This is a genomic window from Pseudomonas sp. McL0111, assembly GCF_052567255.1.
Genome location: NZ_CP199585.1, coordinates 2,347,003 through 2,366,121, shown reverse-complemented (window position 1 = coordinate 2,366,121; position 19,119 = coordinate 2,347,003). Strand labels below are relative to the sequence as shown.

Sequence of the window (19,119 nt, the reverse complement as noted above, 5' to 3'; positions counted from 1 at the left end):
CCACTCACTCGCGAGAACCCCAATGAGCAAAAAGCCATCGAAACATGGCCCGAACAAGGCCAAATCCATCATCGCCCAACCCCTGTTCCGCAGCCGCCAGGAACAGCCAACCAAGGGCAAAGGCAGCTACCGCCGCGAAGCCTTCCAGTCTAAAAGCTGGGAGGCTTCTTACTTTCTGGCTGCTTGAAGCAGAACCCCCCTTCGACATGTTAAGGTCTGCACCTGATTCGTATCTCTTGGAACTGTGCATGCCCTTTAGTCTTTCCCATCGTTGGCCCGTTCGCCAATTGATCGCCGCAGCAAGCTTCGTCCTGCTTGTCGCCTGTGCGGAAAAACCCACCGCCGCCGATGCGCAACCCCTGCAAACCGCCCCTGTCGTTACGGCCCCAGCGATCATCCCGCCGGTAGTGCCGTCCGCCGACCCGCTCGATATCCAGCCGACCCAGACCTTTGCCGAATGGCAGGCAGGTTTCCGCAAGGACGCCCTCGCCGCCGGGATTCGTCCTGAGCTGTTTGATCGCGCCTTTGCCAATGTCAGCTTCGACCCGAGCGTGATTCGCGCCGACCGCAGTCAGCCGGAATTCTCCCGCCCGGTCTGGGAATACCTCGACGGCGCCCTCTCGCCATTGCGCGTGCGCAAGGGCCAGGCGTTGATCAGCCAGTACGCCGACATTCTGCAGAGCATCGAACAGCGCTATGGCGTTGATCGTCAGGCGCTGGTTTCGGTGTGGGGCATGGAAAGTAACTTCGGTCAGTTCCAGGGCACCAAGTCGGTGATCAATTCGCTGGCGACTCTGGCCTATGAAGGCCGGCGTCCGGGCTTTGCCCATGCGCAACTGATCGCTGCCCTGCAAATCCTGCAACAGGGCGATATCACACCAGAGAAGATGCTCGGTTCCTGGGCTGGCGCCATGGGTCAGACCCAGTTCATTCCGACAACTTACAACACCCACGCCGTGGACTTTGATGGTGATGGTCGCCGCGACATCTGGGGCAGTCCGGCAGATGCCCTGGCTTCGACTGCGCATTATCTGCAAAGCTCCGGCTGGCAACGCGGTCAGCCGTGGGGCTTTGAAGTGCAACTGCCAGGCAGTTTCGATTTCACCCTGGCGGACGGCGCGATCCGCAAAACTGTCGCTGAATGGCGGCAACTGGGTGTAAGCCTGCCGAATGATGCTCAGGTACCGCAAGGCTCCGAGCAACTGTCCGCGGCCCTGCTGCTGCCGGCCGGTTATCGCGGCCCGGCGTTCCTGATCCTCGACAACTTCCGGGCGATCCTCAAGTACAACAATTCTTCGTCGTACGCGTTGGCAGTCAGCCTGTTGTCCGAGCGCTTCAGTGGTGGCGGCCTGATCAACGGCACCTGGCCGAAAGATGACCTGCCGCTGAGCCGCACCGAGCGTATTGAATTGCAGACCCTGCTGAGCGCGCGCAACTACGATGCGGGCACCGCTGACGGGATCATCGGCGCCAATACGCGCAAGGCGATTCGCAGTGCGCAGCAGTCGTTTGGCTGGCCGGCGGATGGTTATCCGACGCACAAGCTGCTTGAGAGCCTGCGTACCCAGTAAAAGCATCGCGGGCAAGCCCGCTCCCACAGGTTTTTGAGTCGAATACAGAATTGTGTTCCGACAAAGAACCTTGTGGGAGCGGGCTTGCCCGCGAAGACTGACTATCAGGCGAACAACTTCTACGCCTTGATCACCACATCCTGCTCCAGCATCAATTCCTTCTTCCCTGCATCCAGCCGCACCAACGCGCCCATCGGCAACGTCAGGTTCGGATCGCAATGCCCGCTGCGCCACCCGGACAGCACCGGAATCCGCAACGGCTCAAAAGTCTGCTTGAGCAGGCGATTCAACGCATCGACCTCTACCCCTGCGATATCCCCCACCAACACGCCACGCAGCTTTTGCAGCATGCCGGCCAAGCGCAATTGCGTCAGCAACCGGTCAATGCGGTACAGCGGCTCGTTGATGTCTTCGATGAACAGAATCACCCCTTCGAGATCGATCTGGTAAGGCGTGCCCATGGTCGAGGCGATCATCGCCAGATTGCCGCCAAGCAGCCGCCCGTGAGCAACACCCGGCTCCACCGTGGTCAACGGATAAGCAACCGGGTGACTGAACACGCTGCCCGACTTCATCTGCCCGCGCAGCATGGCGAAAAACGAGGTCACTGTCGGCGGCTCCTTGTCGCCCAACAGGTCAGCGTTCAACAACGGCCCGTGAAAGGTCACGAAGCCGGCGTAGCGACTGATGGCGACGTGCAGCGCGGTGATGTCGCTATAGCCGACGAAGGGCTTGGCATTACGGCTGAGCAGGTCGAAGTCGATACGGTCCAGCAGGCGCGGCGTGCCGTAACCGCCGCGCAGGCAAATGATCGCATCGACCTCCGGGTCGGCAAACGCAGCATGCAGGTCGTTGAGTCGCACATCATCGCTGCCGGCCAGATAACCGTCCTTCTCATAGACGCCCGGAAACACCCGCAAGCCGTAGCCACGAGCGCGCATCCATTGCACAGCCTTGTCGGTGTCCAGCGCGCCGGGCCCGGCGGGTGCGATCACACCGATCAGCCCTTCGGACGGCAGCGCCGGCACCGGTTTGTGCGGAGAAAGGGTATGGGTCGGTCGAACAGTCATCCTTGAATCTCCCTGTGAGAAGTCTTGAAGACACAGTAGTCAGGAACAGCAGCAAACAGAAGAGTCTGTTTACTCAATGCCAGATGAATAACCTGTGGCGAGGGAGCTTGCTCCCGCTGGAGTGCGCAGCAGTCCCAAAAATATTGGGGTCGCTACGCAACCCAGCGGGAGCAAGCTCCCTCGCCACAGGATTGTGTTCAGCTCTGCGTCAGACAAAAAAATGCCCGCCGGGCTGTGAAGCCTCGGCGGGCATTTTTTTGTCTGGCGCTGGATCAGGAACCGAGCAGCTCGGCCTTGACCAGTTTTGCCTGTTCGTCAGCGTGGTACGACGAGCGTACCAGCGGGCCGGAAGCAACGTTCTTGAAGCCCATCTTGTAACCTTCCTCGGCGAACCAGGCGAAGACGTCCGGGTGCACGAAGCGCTGTACCGGCAAGTGGCTGCGGGACGGCTGCAGGTACTGGCCCAGAGTCAGCATGTCGATGTCGTGTTCGCGCATGCGCTTCATGACTTCGATGACTTCTTCGTCGGTCTCGCCGAGACCCAGCATCAGGCCGGACTTGGTCGGAATGTGCGGCATCATCTGCTTGAAGCGTTGCAGCAGGGTCAGCGACCACTGGTAGTCCGAACCCGGACGCGCAGCCTTGTACAGGCGCGGCACGGTTTCCAGGTTGTGGTTGAACACATCCGGTGGCTCGGCGGCAGTGATTTCCAGCGCGACGTCCATACGGCCACGGTAGTCGGGGACCAGGGTTTCCAGCTGCACGTTCGGCGACAGTTTGCGGATTTCGCGGATGCAGTCGGCAAAGTGCTGGGCACCGCCGTCACGCAGGTCGTCGCGGTCAACCGAAGTGATCACCACGTACTTGAGTTTCAGGTCGGCGATGGCGATGGCCAGGCTTTCCGGCTCGTTGACGTCCAGTGGTTTCGGACGACCGTGGCCGACGTCACAGAACGGGCAACGACGGGTGCAGATGTCACCCATGATCATGAAGGTCGCGGTGCCACCGGAGAAGCACTCGCCCAGGTTCGGGCAGGAGGCCTCTTCGCAGACGCTGTGCAGCTTGTGCTTGCGCAGCAGGCTCTTGATACGGTCGACTTCCGGCGAAACCGGGATGCGCACACGAATCCAGTCAGGTTTCTTCGGCAGTTCGGTGGTCGGAATGATCTTTACCGGGATGCGTGCAACCTTCTCGGCGCCGCGCAGCTTGACGCCGGCTTCTACCTTGGGACGCGGGGCCGGGCGCTCGGTCACGTCGAGCGTCGGGATCATGGTTTGCACTGCATCAGTAGTCATATCAGTCGATTCCGCCCGTCAGGGTCGTCTGCTCAGCATAGTCGAGGTGTTTGACGAGCTGCGCGCGCAGCCGGGCACTTACCTCGGCAAATTCAATCGATCCTGCGTGGTCGCTCAGCTGGGTCATCGCCAGCCCGGCATAGCCGCAGGGATTAATCCGTCGAAACGGTTCCAGGTTCATATCCACGTTCAGGGCCAGGCCATGAAAGGAGCAACCGTGGCGAATCCGCAAACCCAGAGAAGCGATTTTCGCTCCATCGACGTAAACGCCGGGAGCGTCTGGCTTGGCCGCTGCGGTCACACCGTAGCTGGCCAGCAGTTCGATCAGGCACGCTTCCATGCGACTGACCAGATCACGCACGCCGAAACCCAGCTTGCGTACGTCCAGCAACAGGTAGGCCACCAACTGGCCGGGACCGTGATAGGTCACCTGCCCGCCGCGATCAACCTGCACCACCGGGATATCCCCCGGCAACAGCAAGTGTTCGGCCTTGCCTGCCTGGCCCTGGGTAAACACCGGAGGGTGCTCGACCAGCCAGATTTCGTCGGCGGCATCAGTGCCGCGTTCGTTGGTGAAGCGTTGCATGGCATGCCAGACCGGCTCGTAAGCCATCTGGCCGAGCTCGCGAAAGCCCAGCGTGCCAGACATCACAACACCATGTGCACGAAACCGGTAGCCCGCAGTTCGCTGTTGATGTCGTACAGCTGTTCCTGCCCGGTCGCGACGATGTGCAACTGAATGGTGGTGTACTTGCCGTTGGTGCTTTGGCGCTCATCAACGCGCTCATCATTGATCGTCGCGTGTTTCTTGACGATTTCGATGATCTTGTCCTTGTTGCCGACACCCGTATCGCTGATCACCTTAACCGGATAATCAGTCACTGGGAATTCGATCTTAGGCGCCTTTACTTCGGTATCGGTCATGGCGTAACGGCCTCGTAAGCGTAAGCCTTGGCAACGAACATGGCCCCGTTCCGGATCGGAACGGGGCCATGCGGGTCAACGCTGAATCAGTTGAACAAGCCGTAGAAGAATAGACGGATGCTATCCCACATGCGACGGAAGATACCACCCTCCTCGACAGCGTCCAGAGCGATCAGGTCAGCGCTGTGCACTACCTTGTCGTCCAGTTTCACTTCGACTTTACCGATCACGTCGCCCTTGGCGATTGGCGCGGTCAGTTGCGGGTTCATGGTCATGCTGGCAGCGAGCTTTTTCAGCTGGCCTTTTGGCAGGGTCATGGTCAGGTCTTCAGCCAGGCCGGCCTTGACTTGATTGGTGGTGCCTTTCCAGACCGGCGCTTGCGCCAGTTCGGTGCCCTTCTGATAGAAGGTCTGGGTTTCGAAGAAGCGGAAACCGTAAGTCAGCAGCTTTTGGGTCTCGGCGGCGCGAGCCACTTCGCTGTTGGTGCCGAACACCACAGCAATCAGACGCATGCCATCACGTACAGCCGAAGACACCATGCAATAGCCGGCTTCGTCGGTGTGACCGGTTTTCAGACCGTCAACGGTCTTGTCGCGCCACAGCAGCAGGTTGCGGTTAGGCTGCTTGATGCCGTTCCAGAAGAACTCTTTCTGCGAGTAGATCGCGTAGTGAGCCGGGTCTTCGTGGATGATTGCGCGAGCCAGAATCGACATGTCGTGAGCCGAAGAATAGTGCTCCGGGTTCGGCAGGCCAGTCGGGTTCATGAAGTGGGTATTGGTCATGCCCAGATCAGCCACAGTCTTGTTCATCAGGTCGGCGAAAGCGTCTTCGCTACCGGCGATGTGCTCGGATAGTGCGACGCTGGCGTCGTTGCCGGACTGGATGATGATGCCGTGCAGCAAGTCGCTGACAGTCACCTGCGAGCCGACTTTGATGAACATCCGCGAACCGCCGGTGCGCCAAGCGTTTTCGCTGACGGTCACCGGGTCGTTTTCACCGATCTGGCCACGACGGATTTCCAGCGTAGCGATGTACGCGGTCATCAGCTTGGTCAGGCTGGCCGGTGGCAGGCGCTGGTCACCGTTGTTCTCGACCAGCACGTTGCCGCTGCTGGCGTCCATGAGTACGTAGGCTTTGGCGGCCAGTTGCGGTGGCGACGGCATCATCTCGACCGCGAAGGCGGCTGGCGAGATGAGCAGCGGGACTAGCAGGCACAAACGTTTGGCAAAGGTGGTGATGTTCATCCGTCTCTCGAAATCGCTAATGGAAACTTGCCCGAAGGCAAAACTAATCAGACAGCCTTCTAATGGGCTGTCGCGTGTTCAGTTGCTCACTCCAGTACCCTTTGCGGGCTTTTATTCTTCGACGAGCCAACAACCTGGTCCACCCCCCAATCGCTGGTGAACCGTCAATCAAGTCCTACGTTTTACTCTGTGACGACGCTTGGCGAACCGAGGTTGGCCATGCGCACGCTGTTCTGTACCTGGGCAATTTCACCCGGCGAACCGATCGGCCCCAGGCGTACCCGGTGCAGGGTCTGCTGATTGCGCACGATCGAACTGATGAACACCGGAGCGCTCACCATCCCGCTGAGCTTCGACCTCAGGAGTTCTGCAGCGTCCGGGTTGGCGAACGCGCCCACCTGCAGATACTGGCCAGACGCTGTTGCAGAAGCGTTTTTTTTTGCATCGATCTGCACTGGCACGACGGCCGCGGCGTGTTGCTGCGGCGGCGGGGTCCATTGCTCGACGGTGCCCGCCGAAGCGGTGATCACCGGGCCGCTATTCTGCGCGACTTGCGGTTCGTTGAGCATCAGAGGCGCCGGACGGCCCTTCGCTGCCCACCAGGTCTGTGGATCGATACCTTCGACCTTGACCCGCGCCGTGCCGATTTCGGCGTAACCGAGTTTCTTCGCGGCAGCGTAGGACAAATCGATGATGCGGTCCGAGTAGAACGGCCCACGGTCGTTGACGCGCAGGATCACGCTCTTGTTGTTGTCCAGGTTGGTCACCCGAACGTAACTCGGCAGCGGTAATGTCTTGTGTGCGGCGCTCATGCCGTACAGGTCATAGACCTCGCCATTGGCGGTGTTCTGACCGTGAAACTTGGTGCCGTACCAGGACGCAGTGCCGGAGGCGACGTAGGTCTTGGATTCCTGCAACGGGAAATAGGTCTTGCCCAGCACGGTATACGGGTTGGCTTTGTAAGCCCCGGTGTGCAGGGTCGGCGTGGCATCGGGAATGCGCGAAACATCGACATCCCACCACGGCGCGCCATCTTTGTGCGCGCGGTTGATGTCCAGGCCCGGCTGCGCACGCACAGCGGTAGAGGATGTTTTCGGCGCTGGCGAACGGCTGGTCGAGCAACTGACGACCAATACTGCCAACGCAGCAAATGCCACCAGCTTCAGGGGTTTATTGTTAGGCAATGCCCGCATTACTTGACGCCCCGTGCTTGTACCAGCTGTTCAGACAGTTGATGTACGGCCATGGCGTACATCACGCTGCGGTTATAACGCGTGATCGCGTAAAAGTTCTTCAGGCCCATCCAGTATTCAGGCCCGTTGTCGCCTTCGAGGCGAAATGCAGTAACCGGCATATCATCGCGCAGCGCATCATGACTTGACCAGCCCAGCGCCCGCAACTCTCCGACAGTCTTTGTCGGCTCGATGCCGGTGGTCAGACCTTCGTCGACCTGATCGCCCCGCACGTCCGCCCGACTGACCACCGGCTCGCCGGCAACCCAGCCGTGACGCTTGAAATAGCTGGCGACGCTGCCAATCGCATCATCCGGGTTGTTCCAGATATTGATGTGGCCGTCACCGTCGAAATCCACTGCATAGGCGCGGAAACTGCTCGGCATGAACTGCGGCAGGCCCATCGCCCCGGCGTAAGAGCCTTTGAGGGTCAATGGATCGACCTGTTCTTCGCGGGCCAGCAGCAGGAACTCACGCAGTTCCTTGCGGAAAAATTCGGCACGGGGAGGATAGTCGAAACCGAGCGTCGACAAGGCATCGATCACCCGGTAATTACCGGTATTACGTCCGAAAAACGTTTCAACGCCAATGATCGACACGATGACTTGTGCCGGCACACCGTATTCCTGCTCGGCGCGGGCCAGCGTGGCCTCGTGCTGACGCCAGAAGTCCACGCCCCGGGCGATGCGCGCATCGGTGAGGAACATCGGACGGTATTCTTTCCACTGTTTGACCCGCTCGGCGGGCCTCGAAATGGCGTCGAGAATCGCCTGTTTGCGCTGTGCCTCGCGGAACACCGCCATCAGTTGTTCACCAGCGAAACCGTAGTCGCGGGTCATTTCACCGACGAACTCGGCCACCTGCGGCGAACCTTCGTAATCGCCGGCCAGCGCTTCCTGCGCGCTACCAAGGATGCCTACCAGGCCGACCCATGGCGCGTATCGAGACGCCCAGCCACGCATTACTTGCATTGAACTCTTCACCTTATTCAAACCTGTGCGATCCACTTGCGATGGGTATGGATCGACATCAAAACCCCAAACGCTGACAGCAGTGTCACCAGCGAAGTTCCTCCGTAGCTAATGAACGGCAACGGCACCCCCACCACCGGCAACAGGCCACTGACCATACCGATGTTGACGAAAACGTAAACAAAAAACGTCATGGTCAACGAACCGGCGAGCAATTTACCGAACAGCGTTTGCGCCTGAGCGGTAATCACCAGCCCCCGGCCAATCAGCAGCAGATAGATCAGCAACAGTGCGCAGATGCCCACCAGACCGAACTCTTCGCCGAGTACCGCAATAATGAAGTCGGTGTGGCTTTCCGGCAGGAAGTCCAGGTGCGACTGGGTGCCGAGCAGCCAGCCCTTGCCGAACACGCCGCCAGAACCAATGGCAGCCTTGGACTGAATGATGTTCCAGCCGGTACCCAGCGGATCACTCTCCGGATCGAGAAAGGTCAGGATTCGCTGCTTCTGATAGTCGTGCATGATGAAAAACCACATGGCAACCGCCACCGGTACAGCGGCGGCCAGCACGCTGAGAATCCAGCGCCAGCGCAGCCCGCCCATGAACAGCACGAACGCACCACCCGCAAGAATCAGCAGCGAGGTGCCGAGATCCGGCTGGCGCACGATCAGAATAAACGGCACGCCAATCAGCATCAGGCTGATCCCGACGTGTTTGAGCTGCGGCGGCAAAGTACGTTTGGACAGATACCAGGCGATGGTCGCCGGCATCAGGATCTTCATGAATTCCGAGGGCTGGAAGCGGATCACCCCGGGGATGTTGATCCAGCGCGTGGCGCCCATGGCGTTGTGGCCCATGATGTCCACCACCATCAACAGCACCACCCCGACCACATAACCCAGCGGCACCCAGCGCGCCATGAAGCGCGGCTCAAGCTGAGCGATGACGATCATCGACACCAGGCCGATACCGAACGAAGTGGCCTGCTTGGCCAGCAGATCCCAGCTCTTGCCGCTCGCCGAATACAGCACGAACAGGCTGCCTGCCGCGAGAATCAGCAGCAGGATCAGCAACGGTCCATCGATATGTAACCGTTGCAGCAGAGTCGCGCGGCGGCGCATCACATCCTCACTGGAGAGCATGCGATCGAAGTTATTCATCACTGGGCCGTAGCCTCCGCACTGATTGGTCCGGCGTATTCGGCCTTCAAACGTCCGTCTTGATCCAGCAGCCAGGCATCCATGACCTGACGCACGACTGGCGCGGCGACGCCGGAACCGGATTCACCGTTCTCGACCATCACCGACACCACGATTTTCGGGTTGTCGGCCGGGGCAAACCCGACAAACAAGGCGTGGTCGCGGTGGCGCTCCTGCACCTTGGAGCGGTCGTACTTCTCGCCCTGCTTGATCGCAACGACTTGCGCCGTACCCGACTTGCCGGCGATCCGGTATTGCGCGCCGATGGCCGCTTTGCGTGCAGTGCCGCGAGCGCCGTGCATTACCTGCTGCATGCCGTGATTGACCTTGTTCCAGTCCGACGGATCGCGCAGGACAATGTCCGGAATCGGGTTTTCATCGACCGGTTTCACCCCTTCGAGGGATTTGGCCAGGTGCGGCCGGTTCCACACGCCTTTGTTCGCCACCAGCGCAGTGGCTTGCGCCAGTTGCAACGGAGTCGATTGCATGTAGCCCTGACCGATCCCGAGAATCAGTGTTTCACCCGGGAACCACGCCTGTTTGCGGGTTGCACGCTTCCATTCGCGGGAAGGCATCAGCCCGGGCGACTCTTCGAACATGTCCAGCGAGACCTTCTGGCCGATGCCGAACTTGTTCATGTAGGCCGACAGCCGATCAATACCGATCTTGTGCGCCAGGTCATAAAAGTAGGTGTCGTTGGAACGCATGATCGCCGTGTCGAGATCGACGAAGCCGTCACCCGTGCGATTCCAGTTGCGGTATTTGTGGTCGTAGTTGGGCAGCATGTAGTAACCCGGGTCGAACACTCGGGTCGATGCCGTCACTACGCCAGAGTCGAGCCCGGCAATCGCCACAGCTGGCTTGATCGTCGAACCCGGCGGATACAGACCGCGCAGCACGCGGTTGAACAACGGTCGATCAATCGAATCACGCAACTCGGCGTAGGCCTTGAAGCTGATACCGGTGACGAACAGGTTCGGGTCAAAACTGGGTTGGCTGACCATCGCCAGCACTTCACCCGTGCTCGGGTCCAGCGCCACCACGGCGCCACGCCGTCCGCCCAATGCAGCTTCGGCGGCTTCCTGCAATTTGATGTCCAGGCTCAGGACGATGTCCTTGCCGGGAATCGGATCGGTACGCTTGAGCACGCGCAAGACGCGGCCCCGAGCGTTGGTCTCGACTTCCTCGTAACCCACCTGACCATGCAATTCCGGCTCGTAGAAGCGTTCAATGCCGGTCTTGCCAATATGATGGGTGCCGCTGTAATTGACCGGATCGAGGCTTTTCAGCTCTTTCTCGTTGATCCGCCCCATGTAACCCACCGAATGCGCAAAATGCGCACCCTGCGGATAGTGACGAACCAGTTGCGCAACCACTTCCACGCCCGGCAGGCGGAACTGATTCACCGCGACGCGGGCGATCTGCTCTTCAGTCAGCTCGAACAGGATCGGCACCGGCTCAAACGGCCGGCGCCCCTGACGCATGCGCTTCTCGAAAATCACCCGGTCCTCGGGCGTCAGCTCCAGCACTTCGACGATGACGTCGAGCACCTGCTGCCAGTCGCCGGAACGCTCGCGGGTCATGCTCAGGCTGAAGCTTGGGCGGTTGTCCGCCACCACTACGCCGTTGCGGTCGAAAATCAACCCACGGGTCGGCGGAATCGGCTGCACATGCACCCGGTTGTTTTCCGAGAGCGTCGAGTGATAGTCGTACTGAATCACCTGCAGGAAATACAGCCGCGCAATCAGCACACCGATCAGCAACACGATCGCAATGGCCCCGAACACGACGCGGCTACGCACCAGACGTGCGTCTTTTTCGTGGTCCTTGATGCGGATCGGCTGAGACATGAGGGCTGGATTACTTGTGGTAAGGGTGACCGGACAACACGGTCCAGGCACGGTACAGCTGTTCGCCGATGAGGATTCGCACCAGCGGATGCGGCAAGGTCAGCGGCGACAACGACCAGCGCTGGTCAGCCCGCGCACAGACTTCCGGTGCCAGCCCTTCCGGGCCACCAACCATGAAGTTGACCGTGCGCGAATCCAGCCGCCAACGGTCGAGTTCGACCGCCAGTTGCTCGGTGCTCCAGGGCTTGCCATGGACTTCGAGGGTTACGATCCGCTCGTTCGGGCCGACCTTGGCCAGCATGGCTTCGCCTTCCTGACGGATGAAGCGGGCCACGTCGGCATTCTTGCCACGGGTATTGAGCGGAATTTCCACCAGTTCCAGCGCCAGCTCGGACGGAAGACGCTTGGCATATTCATGCCAGCCTTCTTCCACCCATTTGGGCATGCGTGAACCGACGGCGATCAGTCGCAGTCGCACAGCAATCCCTTACAGCTGGTCTTTGTTGAGCTTGGTGAAATGCTCGTGGGTGTTTTCCGGGCTGTGGTGCTTGGCGTCGGCCGCACGGCTTTGCTCGGCACCGGCCCACAGGCGTTCCAGGTCGTAGAACTGACGAGCCGAGGCGGTCATCATGTGCACGATCACCAGGTCCAGGTCGAGGAGCACCCAGTCGCTGTCGCCCTTGCCTTCTTCGCCCAGCGGCTTGGCGCCCTGCTTTTTGACTTCTTCGCGAACCTTGTCGAGCATCGCGTTGATCTGGCGGTTGGAAGTACCGGTCGCAATGATCATGTAGTCAGTGATGCTTTGCTTGTCGCGCACATCAATGATCTGAATGTCTTGCGCCTTGACGTCTTCCAGGGCGGCTACGGCCAGCTTGACCAGCTCGTCACCTTTCAACGGCTCGTTGGTGTTGACCGGTTCTGGCAGCGGCGCACTCTTGAATGTGCCTTTGCGCTTTACTTTAGCTACGTCTTTGTCAGTCATATAAAACTCGTTTTGCTCATGTATTCGGCGGCTTGGAGACACGTTGATTCGTATCAGTGAAGCACGCCTTGTTCAGTTCGACGCACGATATAGATCGTGCGCATCGATGTAGGCCAGGACCGCGTCGGGCACCAGGAAACGTACCGACTTACCGCTGGCCAGCAGTTGACGGATCTGGGTGGCGGAAACCGCGAGCGGTGTCTGCCAGACGAATGCAATCTGTCCGCTCGGCCCTTTCAGGGCCAGCGGGTCGCTCACCGAACGCGCTGCCAGCAGGTTGCGCAAGGCATCCGGCGGTTCGCTGTCGGCGTCCGGGCGCTGTAGCACCAGGATGTGGCAATGCTGGAGTAATTCCTCCCAGCGATGCCAAGTGGGCAGGCCGCAAAATGCGTCCCAGCCCAAAAGCAGAAAAACCTGGGTCTCTGCGGCCATTTCGGCACGCATCAACTCCAGGGTATCAATGGTCCAGGACGGTTTGTCCCGCTGCAATTCGCGGGCGTCCACTACCAACGGCGGCACTCCGGCCACCGCGCACTCGACCATCGCCAACCGATCCTGCGCCGACACCTGCGGCGTACCGCGATGCGGCGGCCGGGCGTTCGGCGTCAGGCGCACCTCGTCGAGCGCCAGCGCTTCGGCTACTTCCAGTGCGCCACGCAAATGGCCGATGTGCACCGGATCAAACGTCCCGCCCAATACGCCAATACGGCGGGGCTGGAGTTCGGCGCCGGGCAGCGGCGATGTCAGGTCGAGGTCGGTCAAGTCAGACCGTCGCCTGGCCGCGCAACTGGCCATCACCGACCACGATGTACTTCTCGCAGGTCAGTCCTTCGAGGCCAACCGGGCCACGGGCGTGCAGCTTATCAGTAGAAATGCCGATCTCGGCACCCAATCCGTATTCAAAGCCATCGGCGAAGCAGGTCGGGGTGTTGATCATCACCGATGCCGAATCGACTTCCGCCACGAACCGTCGGGTGTCGGCGAGGTTTTCGCTGACAATCGAATCGGTATGGTGCGAGCCGTAATGATTGATGTGTTCGATCGCCTGGTCCAGCCCGTCGACCACGCGAATCGACAGGATCGGTGCCAGATACTCGGTGTTCCAGTCGTCTTCGCTGGCCGGTACGGCATCGATGATCGCCCGGGTGCGCTCGCAGCCACGCAGTTCGACGCCTTTTTCGCGGAACCGCGCCGCCATCGACGGCAGGAAATCCTTGGCAACAGTTCGATCGACCAGCAACGTCTCCATCGCGCCGCAGATACCGTAGCGATAGGTCTTGGCGTTGAAGGCAATGTTTTCGGCTTTCTGCAGATCGGCGTGGGCACTCACGTAAACGTGGCAAATGCCGTCCAGATGCTTGATCACCGGCACGCGGGCGTCACGGCTGACGCGCTCGATCAGGCCACGGCCACCGCGCGGCACGATCACATCGACGTACTCGGGCATGGTGATCAGCGCGCCGACGGCGGCACGGTCAGTGGTTTCGACCACTTGCACCACGGCGGCGGGCAATTCGGCCTCGGCCAGACCACGCTGGATGCACGCGGCAATCGCACGGTTGGAGTGAATCGCCTCGGAACCGCCGCGCAGGATGGTGGCGTTGCCGGACTTCAGGCACAGGCTGGCGGCGTCGATGGTCACGTTGGGACGGGACTCGTAGATGATCCCGATCACGCCCAGCGGCACGCGCATCTTGCCGACCTGAATCCCCGACGGACGGAAGCTCATGTCGCGAATGGCGCCGACCGGGTCCGGCAGCGCTGCGACCTGACGCAGACCGACGATCATCCCGTCGATGCGCGCCGGGGTCAGTTCCAGACGTTCCAGCAGTGCCGGCTCCAGACCATTGGCGCGACCGGCGGCCAGATCCTGTTCATTGGCTGCGGCCAGCTCGGCGCGAGCAGCGTCCAGAGCATTGGCAGCAGCCTGCAAGGCGCGGTTTTTCTGCGCGGTGCTGGCACGGCCGATGACCCGGGAGGCTTCGCGGGCGGCGCGACCCAATCGGGTCATGTAGTCAAGAACGGACTCAGTCATGGTCTGCTGGGGTCTTGGCAAAGAGGAAAGCGGCAGATTATAGCTGTCGCGTCCCGGGACTAACAGCGGTGACGGGCGGATGGTCGAAATGGAGGGTGATTTAGCGGCGTTCAGGCGTAATTAAGCTGCGCATTGTTATCATCACGACCTCCTTCGTCTGGATAAACATCGTCTGCCATGCCCAATCTGAACGTTCGCGCCGCTGCCCCGCGCCTGCCAATCGGGCTCCCGGACGCTTTTTTCGACCGTGACGCACAAGTTCTGGCGCAGGATCTGCTCGGCAAAATCATTCGTCATCGGGTCGGCGATTTATGGCTGAGCGCTCGAATTATCGAAACCGAAGCCTATTACTGCGCAGAAAAAGGCAGCCACGCCTCGCTCGGCTACACAGAAAAGCGTAAGGCTTTGTTTCTGGATGGCGGGCACATTTATATGTATTACGCCCGTGGCGGTGATTCGCTGAACTTCAGCGCGCAAGGCCCAGGCAATGCGGTGCTGATCAAGTCCGCCTACCCGTGGGTCGATGAAATCAGCGGCCCGGCGAGCCTGGCGCAAATGCTGCTGAACAATCCTGACGCTCAGGGTCGACCACGCCCGTCGCAAAAACTGTGTGCCGGTCAGACTCTGCTGTGCAAGTCGCTCGGGCTGAAGGTGCCGATGTGGGATGCCAAGCGCTTTGATCATGAACTGCTGCTGGTGGAAGATGCCGGGCCTGCACCGTCGCACATCATTCAAACGACGCGACTGGGGATACCCCATGGCCGTGATGAACACCTGATGTACCGCTTCGTCGATGCCGCCTACGCTCAGTGGTGTACGCAGAACCCGCTGCGCCGGGGTCAGGTCGAAGGACGCGATTATTTTGTACTGCCCTGAAACCCTGTGGGAGCGAGCTTGCTCGCGAATGCAATCGGCCAGTGACAGCCATGTCGCCTGACACGACGTTTTCGCGAGCAGGCTCGCTCCTACATGGGCCTATTTGGATTTGATGGAGTTGTTTGTATGGGCCCATGGCTCGATAGCGTGACCGGGTGGCTGGCAGCCAATCCGCAGTGGCTGGCAGCGGCGGTGTTCATCATCGCCTGCGTGGAGTGTCTGGCGATTGCCGGATTGATCGTGCCCGGCACGGTGTTGCTGTTTGCCGTCGCCGTGCTGGCCGGCAGCGGTGCGTTATCGTTGAGCGAAACCCTGTTGCTGGGTTTTCTCGGCGGGATTCTCGGCGATGTGATTTCGTACTTCCTCGGCCGCCACTTCCATCAGAACATCCGTCGACTGCCGGGGCTGCGCCATCATCCGGAATGGATGGCCGGGGCCGAAAGCTATTTCCAGCGCTATGGTATCGCCAGCCTGTTGGTTGGACGCTTTATCGGTCCGCTGCGGCCGATGCTGCCGATGGTCGCCGGGATGTGCGACATGCCCTTCCCGCGTTTCGCCGCCGTCAGCCTGCTGGCCGGGGCCGGATGGAGTGTCGCCTACCTGCTGCCGGGCTGGGCCACCGGGGCGGCGATTCGCCTGCCATTGCCGGAAGGTTTCTGGCTTGAGGCGGGTATTGTCGCCGGGGCTATCGCGGTGATGGTCGGTCTGAGCGTCAACAGCAGCATGCGCCAGCATCGCCGGGCAACTCTGTGGATCAGCAGCATGAGCCTGTTGATTCTGATCGGTCTGTTCATCGGCTATCCGCACTTGACCGCGCTCGATCAAGGCGTGATGACGCTGGTGCAAGAGCATCGTGGGCCAATGCTGGATGAAATCGCGGTCACGCTGACGCTGATCGGAGAGTTCCGCAACATGCTGATGTTCAGCATCCTGCTCACCGCTTTGTTATTGCTGACGCGGCAATGGCGTCAGGCGATTTTCGTCGGCGGGACCTTGCTCGTTACTGCACTGGCCAACACCGCGACCAAACAGTTTTTCGCCCGGGTACGTCCGGAAGTACTGACCGATCCACTGACCAGCTACAGCATGCCCAGCGGTCACGCCTCGGGATCGTTTGCGTTGTTTCTGAGCCTGGCGGTGCTTGCCGGACGCGGTCAACCGCCACGGATGCGTCTGACCTGGCTGTTGCTCGCGTGTATTCCGGCGCTGTCGATTGCCCTGTCGCGGGTCTATCTTGGCGCGCACTGGCCGACGGATGTCATCGCCGGCACTATGCTGGCAGCGTGTGTATGTGCGGCGAGCCTGTGGTTGAGCCAGCGCAAGACGCCACTCAATGCCATGCCCGTCAAAATCTGGTGGCTGATTCTGCCGGCGCTGTTGCTGATGTTCAGCTTCTTCGTGTTCAGGCATTTGCCGCATACGATGTTGCGTTACGCCTATTGAAGATTACCCATGCAGAGAGCTTGACCCCCTCTGCATAGGTAGCTCAGGCGAAGAGTTCACCTTGCAACTCGTCGAGCAGCGCCTGAATCGCATCCAGTCGCCGTTGCGGATCATCGGTTTGCAGCAGGTCGATCTTGTCTTCCTCGGCAAACGGCAGCAGGTACGCCAACTGGTTCGCCAGTGACTGCTGCCCATGCGCCTCGATGCCCATGTTCAGCGCCTCGACCATTGGATGCTCGGCCAAGGCCTTGAGCAACGCCACCAGATCAGCGTCTTCATCCTGCAACGGTTGCTCTGGCTCTTCGTCGAGCCAATCGACGTCGGCGAGGATCAACTGATCGCGTTGCACTTCGGTGCGCAGCACATTGAAGCGCCGTCCGCCCTGCACACGAATCCCAAGCAGGCCATTGTCCTGCTGCTGGAAGTCGATGATCTTCGCTTCGCACCCGACCAGCGCAAAGCCTTCCGGTGCAGCACCAACCTCGGCGCCGTCCAGAATGCACACCACGCCAAAACCGCCGCCCTGCTTCATGCAGCGGCCGATCATGTCGAGGTAACGCGCCTCGAAGATCTGCAAATCGAGGTTACAGCCGGGAAACAGCACTGTGTTCAGCGGAAAAAGCGGCAGACTCATAGTCATTTCCTTACACCACCATCGACACCGCCAACGGCAGGAACACTGCCGTGGCCACGCCCATCAAACTCATTGCCAGCGCCGCGAAGGCACCGCACTCATCACTTTCCTGCAACGCCACCGAAGTACCGACCGCATGCGCGGTCATGCCCAGTGCCATGCCGCGTGCTTCCGGGCTGTGCACGCCGAGACGGGTCAGCAGCGCCGGACCGAAGATCGCGCCGATCACCCCGGTGATCAGCACAAACACCGCCGCCAGTGCCGCCACACCACCGATCTGCTCGGCCACCAGCATGGCAATCGGTGAGGTCACCGACTTGGGTGCCATGGTCATCAGAATCATGTGCTCGGCGCCGAACGACCAGCCCAGCGCTACGCCCATGCCCGTCGCCACCACGCCACCTATCACCAGCGTAGTAAAAATCGGCCAGAACAATTGGCGGATGCGTCGCAGGTTCAGATACAGCGGCACCGCCAGCGCGACCGTCGCAGGTCCCAGCAGAATGCTGAGGATTTCGGTGCTCTTGCGGTACTCCGCATATGTCAGGCCGCAGCCGAGCAGAACGCCGATCACCAACAGCATGGAGACCAGCACCGGTTGCAGAAAGATCCAGCGGGTTTTCTCGAATGCCGCCAGCACCAGTTGATAAGCGCCGAGGGTGATGCCGATGCCGAACAATGGGTGATGGATAACCGAGGCCCAGGCCCCTTGCCAGTCGAAGAGCATCAGGACTCCTCCGAGCGGCGGGCATGACGCTTGACCATGCGCTGCATCAGCACGCCGGCGAAGGCCATCGACAGAATCAACGACAGCACCAGCGCGCCGGTAATCGCCCAGAAATCGGCAGCAATGTCCTTGGCATAAACCATCACGCCCACCGCTGGCGGCACCAGCAACAACGGCAGATAACGCAGCAGACTGCCGGCGGCAAGGTTCAGCGGTTCGCCGACTTCACCACGCACGATCAGGAACACCAGCAACAGCAGCAAGCCGATGATCGGCCCCGGCAGCACTGGCAGCAGCAAGTGGTTGAGCGCGGTGCCGAGCAATTGAAACAGCACCAGCATGGTCAGGCCACGTAACAACATCCGACATCCCCCAAAAAAAAGCGCCCGGCATTATAAGCACGCCTGCGCTATGGATCGGCATTCGCCAAAAGCATGGTCGGTTGACCGGAGCAACTCGCCATGTTGATCTACAGTGGTTCGCAGGGCGGTCAAATCCCCCACCTGAAAAACTATAAAACCGATGAACCCAAGGAGAGTCTCAATGCCCTATGTTCCAGTTGCAGAGCTCAAAGATTATGTCGGCAAGGAACTCGGACGTTCCGAATGGCTCACCATCGATCAGGAGCGTATCAACCTGTTCGCCGAAGCCACCGGGGATTATCAGTTCATTCACGTCGATCCGGTCAAAGCCGCGCAAACGCCATTTGGCAGCACCATTGCCCACGGTTTCCTGTCGCTGTCACTGATGCCGAAACTGATGGAAGACATCCTCGTTCTGCCGGAAGGCGTGAAGATGGTGGTCAATTACGGTCTGGACAGCGTGCGCTTCATCCAGCCAGTGAAGGTCAACTCCAAAGTCCGACTCAAGGTCGATCTCGGTGAAGTGACCGAGAAAAAACCTGGTCAGTGGCTGCTCAAGGCCACCGCAACGCTTGAGATAGAAGGCTCGGACAAACCGGCCTACATCGCAGAACCGCTGTCGCTCTGCTTCGTTTAAGCGTCGGGATGCGAAGCGGCTCACGCTGTTTCGCATCCGCTGCTTGTTCCCGGCTGTATTAGGTCAC

The 19,119-nt window shown here is 60.2% G+C and carries 21 protein-coding genes; 5 read left to right on the top strand and 16 right to left on the bottom strand.

All coding sequences use genetic code 11. The features are described from left to right. Positions 1-22 precede the first annotated feature (22 nt). Positions 23-187 (top strand): alternative ribosome rescue factor ArfA, encoded by a 165-nt coding sequence (arfA, locus tag ACTWLJ_RS10775; RefSeq protein WP_401220994.1) that lies wholly within the window; start codon positions 23-25, stop codon positions 185-187. Positions 188-248: 61 nt separating this feature from the next. Then, a complete protein-coding gene (locus tag ACTWLJ_RS10770; RefSeq protein ID WP_445180794.1) occupies positions 249-1,571 on the top strand; it encodes a lytic murein transglycosylase in 1,323 nt (440 codons plus the stop codon). A gap of 119 nt (positions 1,572-1,690) precedes the next feature. Here the strand turns inward: ACTWLJ_RS10770 and ACTWLJ_RS10765 are convergent, their stop codons facing one another. From ACTWLJ_RS10765 to ACTWLJ_RS10705, 13 genes are all read right to left on the bottom strand, one after another. Beyond that, positions 1,691-2,641, bottom strand: coding sequence for a S66 peptidase family protein (locus tag ACTWLJ_RS10765; protein ID WP_445180793.1), 951 nt, complete (start codon positions 2,639-2,641; stop codon positions 1,691-1,693). Positions 2,642-2,913: 272 nt separating this feature from the next. Continuing rightward, positions 2,914-3,912 (bottom strand): lipoyl synthase, encoded by a 999-nt coding sequence (gene lipA, locus ACTWLJ_RS10760; RefSeq protein WP_445181344.1) that lies wholly within the window; start codon positions 3,910-3,912, stop codon positions 2,914-2,916. Positions 3,913-3,937: 25 nt separating this feature from the next. After that, positions 3,938-4,585: a lipoyl(octanoyl) transferase LipB gene (gene lipB, locus ACTWLJ_RS10755; protein WP_445180792.1), complete on the bottom strand. Its 648-nt coding sequence runs from the start codon at positions 4,583-4,585 to the stop codon at positions 3,938-3,940. Next, positions 4,585-4,860 carry a DUF493 domain-containing protein gene (locus ACTWLJ_RS10750; RefSeq protein ID WP_445180791.1) on the bottom strand — a complete coding sequence of 92 codons (276 nt, stop codon included), beginning with the start codon at positions 4,858-4,860 and terminating at the stop codon, positions 4,585-4,587. Before ACTWLJ_RS10750 ends, lipB begins: the two co-directional genes overlap by 1 nt. Positions 4,861-4,946: 86 nt before the next feature. After that, a complete protein-coding gene (locus ACTWLJ_RS10745) occupies positions 4,947-6,104 on the bottom strand; it encodes a D-alanyl-D-alanine carboxypeptidase family protein (RefSeq protein WP_445180790.1) in 1,158 nt (385 codons plus the stop codon). Between the two features lie 182 nt (positions 6,105-6,286). Continuing rightward, on the bottom strand, positions 6,287-7,297 hold the full coding sequence (locus ACTWLJ_RS10740; protein WP_445180789.1) for a septal ring lytic transglycosylase RlpA family protein: 1,011 nt from the start codon (positions 7,295-7,297) through the stop codon (positions 6,287-6,289). Then, positions 7,297-8,307, bottom strand: coding sequence for a lytic murein transglycosylase B (gene mltB, locus ACTWLJ_RS10735; RefSeq protein ID WP_401221360.1), 1,011 nt, complete (start codon positions 8,305-8,307; stop codon positions 7,297-7,299). The genes ACTWLJ_RS10740 and mltB overlap by 1 nt, the downstream gene beginning before the upstream one ends. A 17-nt stretch (positions 8,308-8,324) precedes the next feature. Beyond that, a complete protein-coding gene (gene rodA / locus ACTWLJ_RS10730; RefSeq protein ID WP_401221368.1) occupies positions 8,325-9,428 on the bottom strand; it encodes a rod shape-determining protein RodA in 1,104 nt (367 codons plus the stop codon). A gap of 38 nt (positions 9,429-9,466) precedes the next feature. Next, positions 9,467-11,356, bottom strand: a complete 1,890-nt coding sequence (mrdA, locus tag ACTWLJ_RS10725; protein WP_401221363.1) for a penicillin-binding protein 2 — start codon at positions 11,354-11,356, stop codon at positions 9,467-9,469. Positions 11,357-11,366: 10 nt separating this feature from the next. After that, positions 11,367-11,834: a 23S rRNA (pseudouridine(1915)-N(3))-methyltransferase RlmH gene (gene rlmH, locus ACTWLJ_RS10720; protein ID WP_003185785.1), complete on the bottom strand. Its 468-nt coding sequence runs from the start codon at positions 11,832-11,834 to the stop codon at positions 11,367-11,369. Positions 11,835-11,843: 9 nt separating this feature from the next. Continuing rightward, positions 11,844-12,338 (bottom strand): ribosome silencing factor, encoded by a 495-nt coding sequence (gene rsfS, locus ACTWLJ_RS10715; protein ID WP_401221366.1) that lies wholly within the window; start codon positions 12,336-12,338, stop codon positions 11,844-11,846. Between the two features lie 72 nt (positions 12,339-12,410). Further along, a complete protein-coding gene (nadD, locus tag ACTWLJ_RS10710; protein WP_445180788.1) occupies positions 12,411-13,133 on the bottom strand; it encodes a nicotinate-nucleotide adenylyltransferase in 723 nt (240 codons plus the stop codon). After that, positions 13,102-14,373 (bottom strand): glutamate-5-semialdehyde dehydrogenase, encoded by a 1,272-nt coding sequence (locus ACTWLJ_RS10705; RefSeq protein WP_445180787.1) that lies wholly within the window; start codon positions 14,371-14,373, stop codon positions 13,102-13,104. The genes nadD and ACTWLJ_RS10705 overlap by 32 nt, the downstream gene beginning before the upstream one ends. Before the next feature lie 177 nt (positions 14,374-14,550). Between ACTWLJ_RS10705 and ACTWLJ_RS10700 the strand changes: the two genes are divergently transcribed. Together ACTWLJ_RS10700 and ACTWLJ_RS10695 are read left to right on the top strand one after the other, a co-directional pair. After that, positions 14,551-15,249, top strand: coding sequence for a DNA-3-methyladenine glycosylase (locus ACTWLJ_RS10700; protein WP_445180786.1), 699 nt, complete (start codon positions 14,551-14,553; stop codon positions 15,247-15,249). A 126-nt stretch (positions 15,250-15,375) separates the two neighbouring features. After that, the gene (locus tag ACTWLJ_RS10695) at positions 15,376-16,692 is read left to right on the top strand and encodes a bifunctional DedA family/phosphatase PAP2 family protein (RefSeq protein WP_445180785.1); all 1,317 of its coding nucleotides are present in this window, start codon (positions 15,376-15,378) and stop codon (positions 16,690-16,692) included. Between the two features lie 43 nt (positions 16,693-16,735). Here ACTWLJ_RS10695 and ACTWLJ_RS10690 read toward each other — a convergent pair whose 3' ends face one another. Genes ACTWLJ_RS10690 through ACTWLJ_RS10680 form a run of 3 tightly spaced genes read right to left on the bottom strand, consistent with a single transcriptional unit; the run spans position 16,736 to position 18,415 of the window. Further along, a complete protein-coding gene (locus ACTWLJ_RS10690) occupies positions 16,736-17,326 on the bottom strand; it encodes an LON peptidase substrate-binding domain-containing protein (protein WP_445180784.1) in 591 nt (196 codons plus the stop codon). Positions 17,327-17,336: 10 nt separating this feature from the next. Then, positions 17,337-18,053, bottom strand: coding sequence for an LrgB family protein (locus ACTWLJ_RS10685; RefSeq protein WP_401215517.1), 717 nt, complete (start codon positions 18,051-18,053; stop codon positions 17,337-17,339). Next, entirely contained in the window at positions 18,053-18,415 is a 363-nt protein-coding gene (locus tag ACTWLJ_RS10680) for a CidA/LrgA family protein (RefSeq protein WP_401215514.1), read from the bottom strand. Before ACTWLJ_RS10680 ends, ACTWLJ_RS10685 begins: the two co-directional genes overlap by 1 nt. A 181-nt stretch (positions 18,416-18,596) precedes the next feature. Between ACTWLJ_RS10680 and ACTWLJ_RS10675 the strand changes: the two genes are divergently transcribed. Then, positions 18,597-19,052: a MaoC family dehydratase gene (locus ACTWLJ_RS10675; RefSeq protein ID WP_445180783.1), complete on the top strand. Its 456-nt coding sequence runs from the start codon at positions 18,597-18,599 to the stop codon at positions 19,050-19,052. The last annotated feature ends 67 nt before the right edge of the window (positions 19,053-19,119 follow it).

Coding starts and splice junctions, on each gene's coding strand:
- arfA (WP_401220994.1), top strand. CDS start 23: ATGAGCAAAAAGCCATCGAAACATGGCCCGAACAAGGCCAAATCCATC.
- ACTWLJ_RS10770 (WP_445180794.1), top strand. CDS start 249: ATGCCCTTTAGTCTTTCCCATCGTTGGCCCGTTCGCCAATTGATCGCC.
- ACTWLJ_RS10765 (WP_445180793.1), bottom strand. CDS start 2,641: ATGACTGTTCGACCGACCCATACCCTTTCTCCGCACAAACCGGTGCCG.
- lipA (WP_445181344.1), bottom strand. CDS start 3,912: ATGATCCCGACGCTCGACGTGACCGAGCGCCCGGCCCCGCGTCCCAAG.
- lipB (WP_445180792.1), bottom strand. CDS start 4,585: ATGTCTGGCACGCTGGGCTTTCGCGAGCTCGGCCAGATGGCTTACGAG.
- ACTWLJ_RS10750 (WP_445180791.1), bottom strand. CDS start 4,860: ATGACCGATACCGAAGTAAAGGCGCCTAAGATCGAATTCCCAGTGACT.
- ACTWLJ_RS10745 (WP_445180790.1), bottom strand. CDS start 6,104: ATGAACATCACCACCTTTGCCAAACGTTTGTGCCTGCTAGTCCCGCTG.
- ACTWLJ_RS10740 (WP_445180789.1), bottom strand. CDS start 7,297: ATGCGGGCATTGCCTAACAATAAACCCCTGAAGCTGGTGGCATTTGCT.
- mltB (WP_401221360.1), bottom strand. CDS start 8,307: ATGCAAGTAATGCGTGGCTGGGCGTCTCGATACGCGCCATGGGTCGGC.
- rodA (WP_401221368.1), bottom strand. CDS start 9,428: ATGCGCCGCCGCGCGACTCTGCTGCAACGGTTACATATCGATGGACCG.
- mrdA (WP_401221363.1), bottom strand. CDS start 11,356: ATGTCTCAGCCGATCCGCATCAAGGACCACGAAAAAGACGCACGTCTG.
- rsfS (WP_401221366.1), bottom strand. CDS start 12,338: ATGACTGACAAAGACGTAGCTAAAGTAAAGCGCAAAGGCACATTCAAG.
- nadD (WP_445180788.1), bottom strand. CDS start 13,133: ATGGCCAGTTGCGCGGCCAGGCGACGGTCTGACTTGACCGACCTCGAC.
- ACTWLJ_RS10705 (WP_445180787.1), bottom strand. CDS start 14,373: ATGACTGAGTCCGTTCTTGACTACATGACCCGATTGGGTCGCGCCGCC.
- ACTWLJ_RS10700 (WP_445180786.1), top strand. CDS start 14,551: ATGCCCAATCTGAACGTTCGCGCCGCTGCCCCGCGCCTGCCAATCGGG.
- ACTWLJ_RS10695 (WP_445180785.1), top strand. CDS start 15,376: ATGGGCCCATGGCTCGATAGCGTGACCGGGTGGCTGGCAGCCAATCCG.
- ACTWLJ_RS10690 (WP_445180784.1), bottom strand. CDS start 17,326: ATGAGTCTGCCGCTTTTTCCGCTGAACACAGTGCTGTTTCCCGGCTGT.
- ACTWLJ_RS10685 (WP_401215517.1), bottom strand. CDS start 18,053: ATGCTCTTCGACTGGCAAGGGGCCTGGGCCTCGGTTATCCATCACCCA.
- ACTWLJ_RS10680 (WP_401215514.1), bottom strand. CDS start 18,415: ATGTTGTTACGTGGCCTGACCATGCTGGTGCTGTTTCAATTGCTCGGC.
- ACTWLJ_RS10675 (WP_445180783.1), top strand. CDS start 18,597: ATGCCCTATGTTCCAGTTGCAGAGCTCAAAGATTATGTCGGCAAGGAA.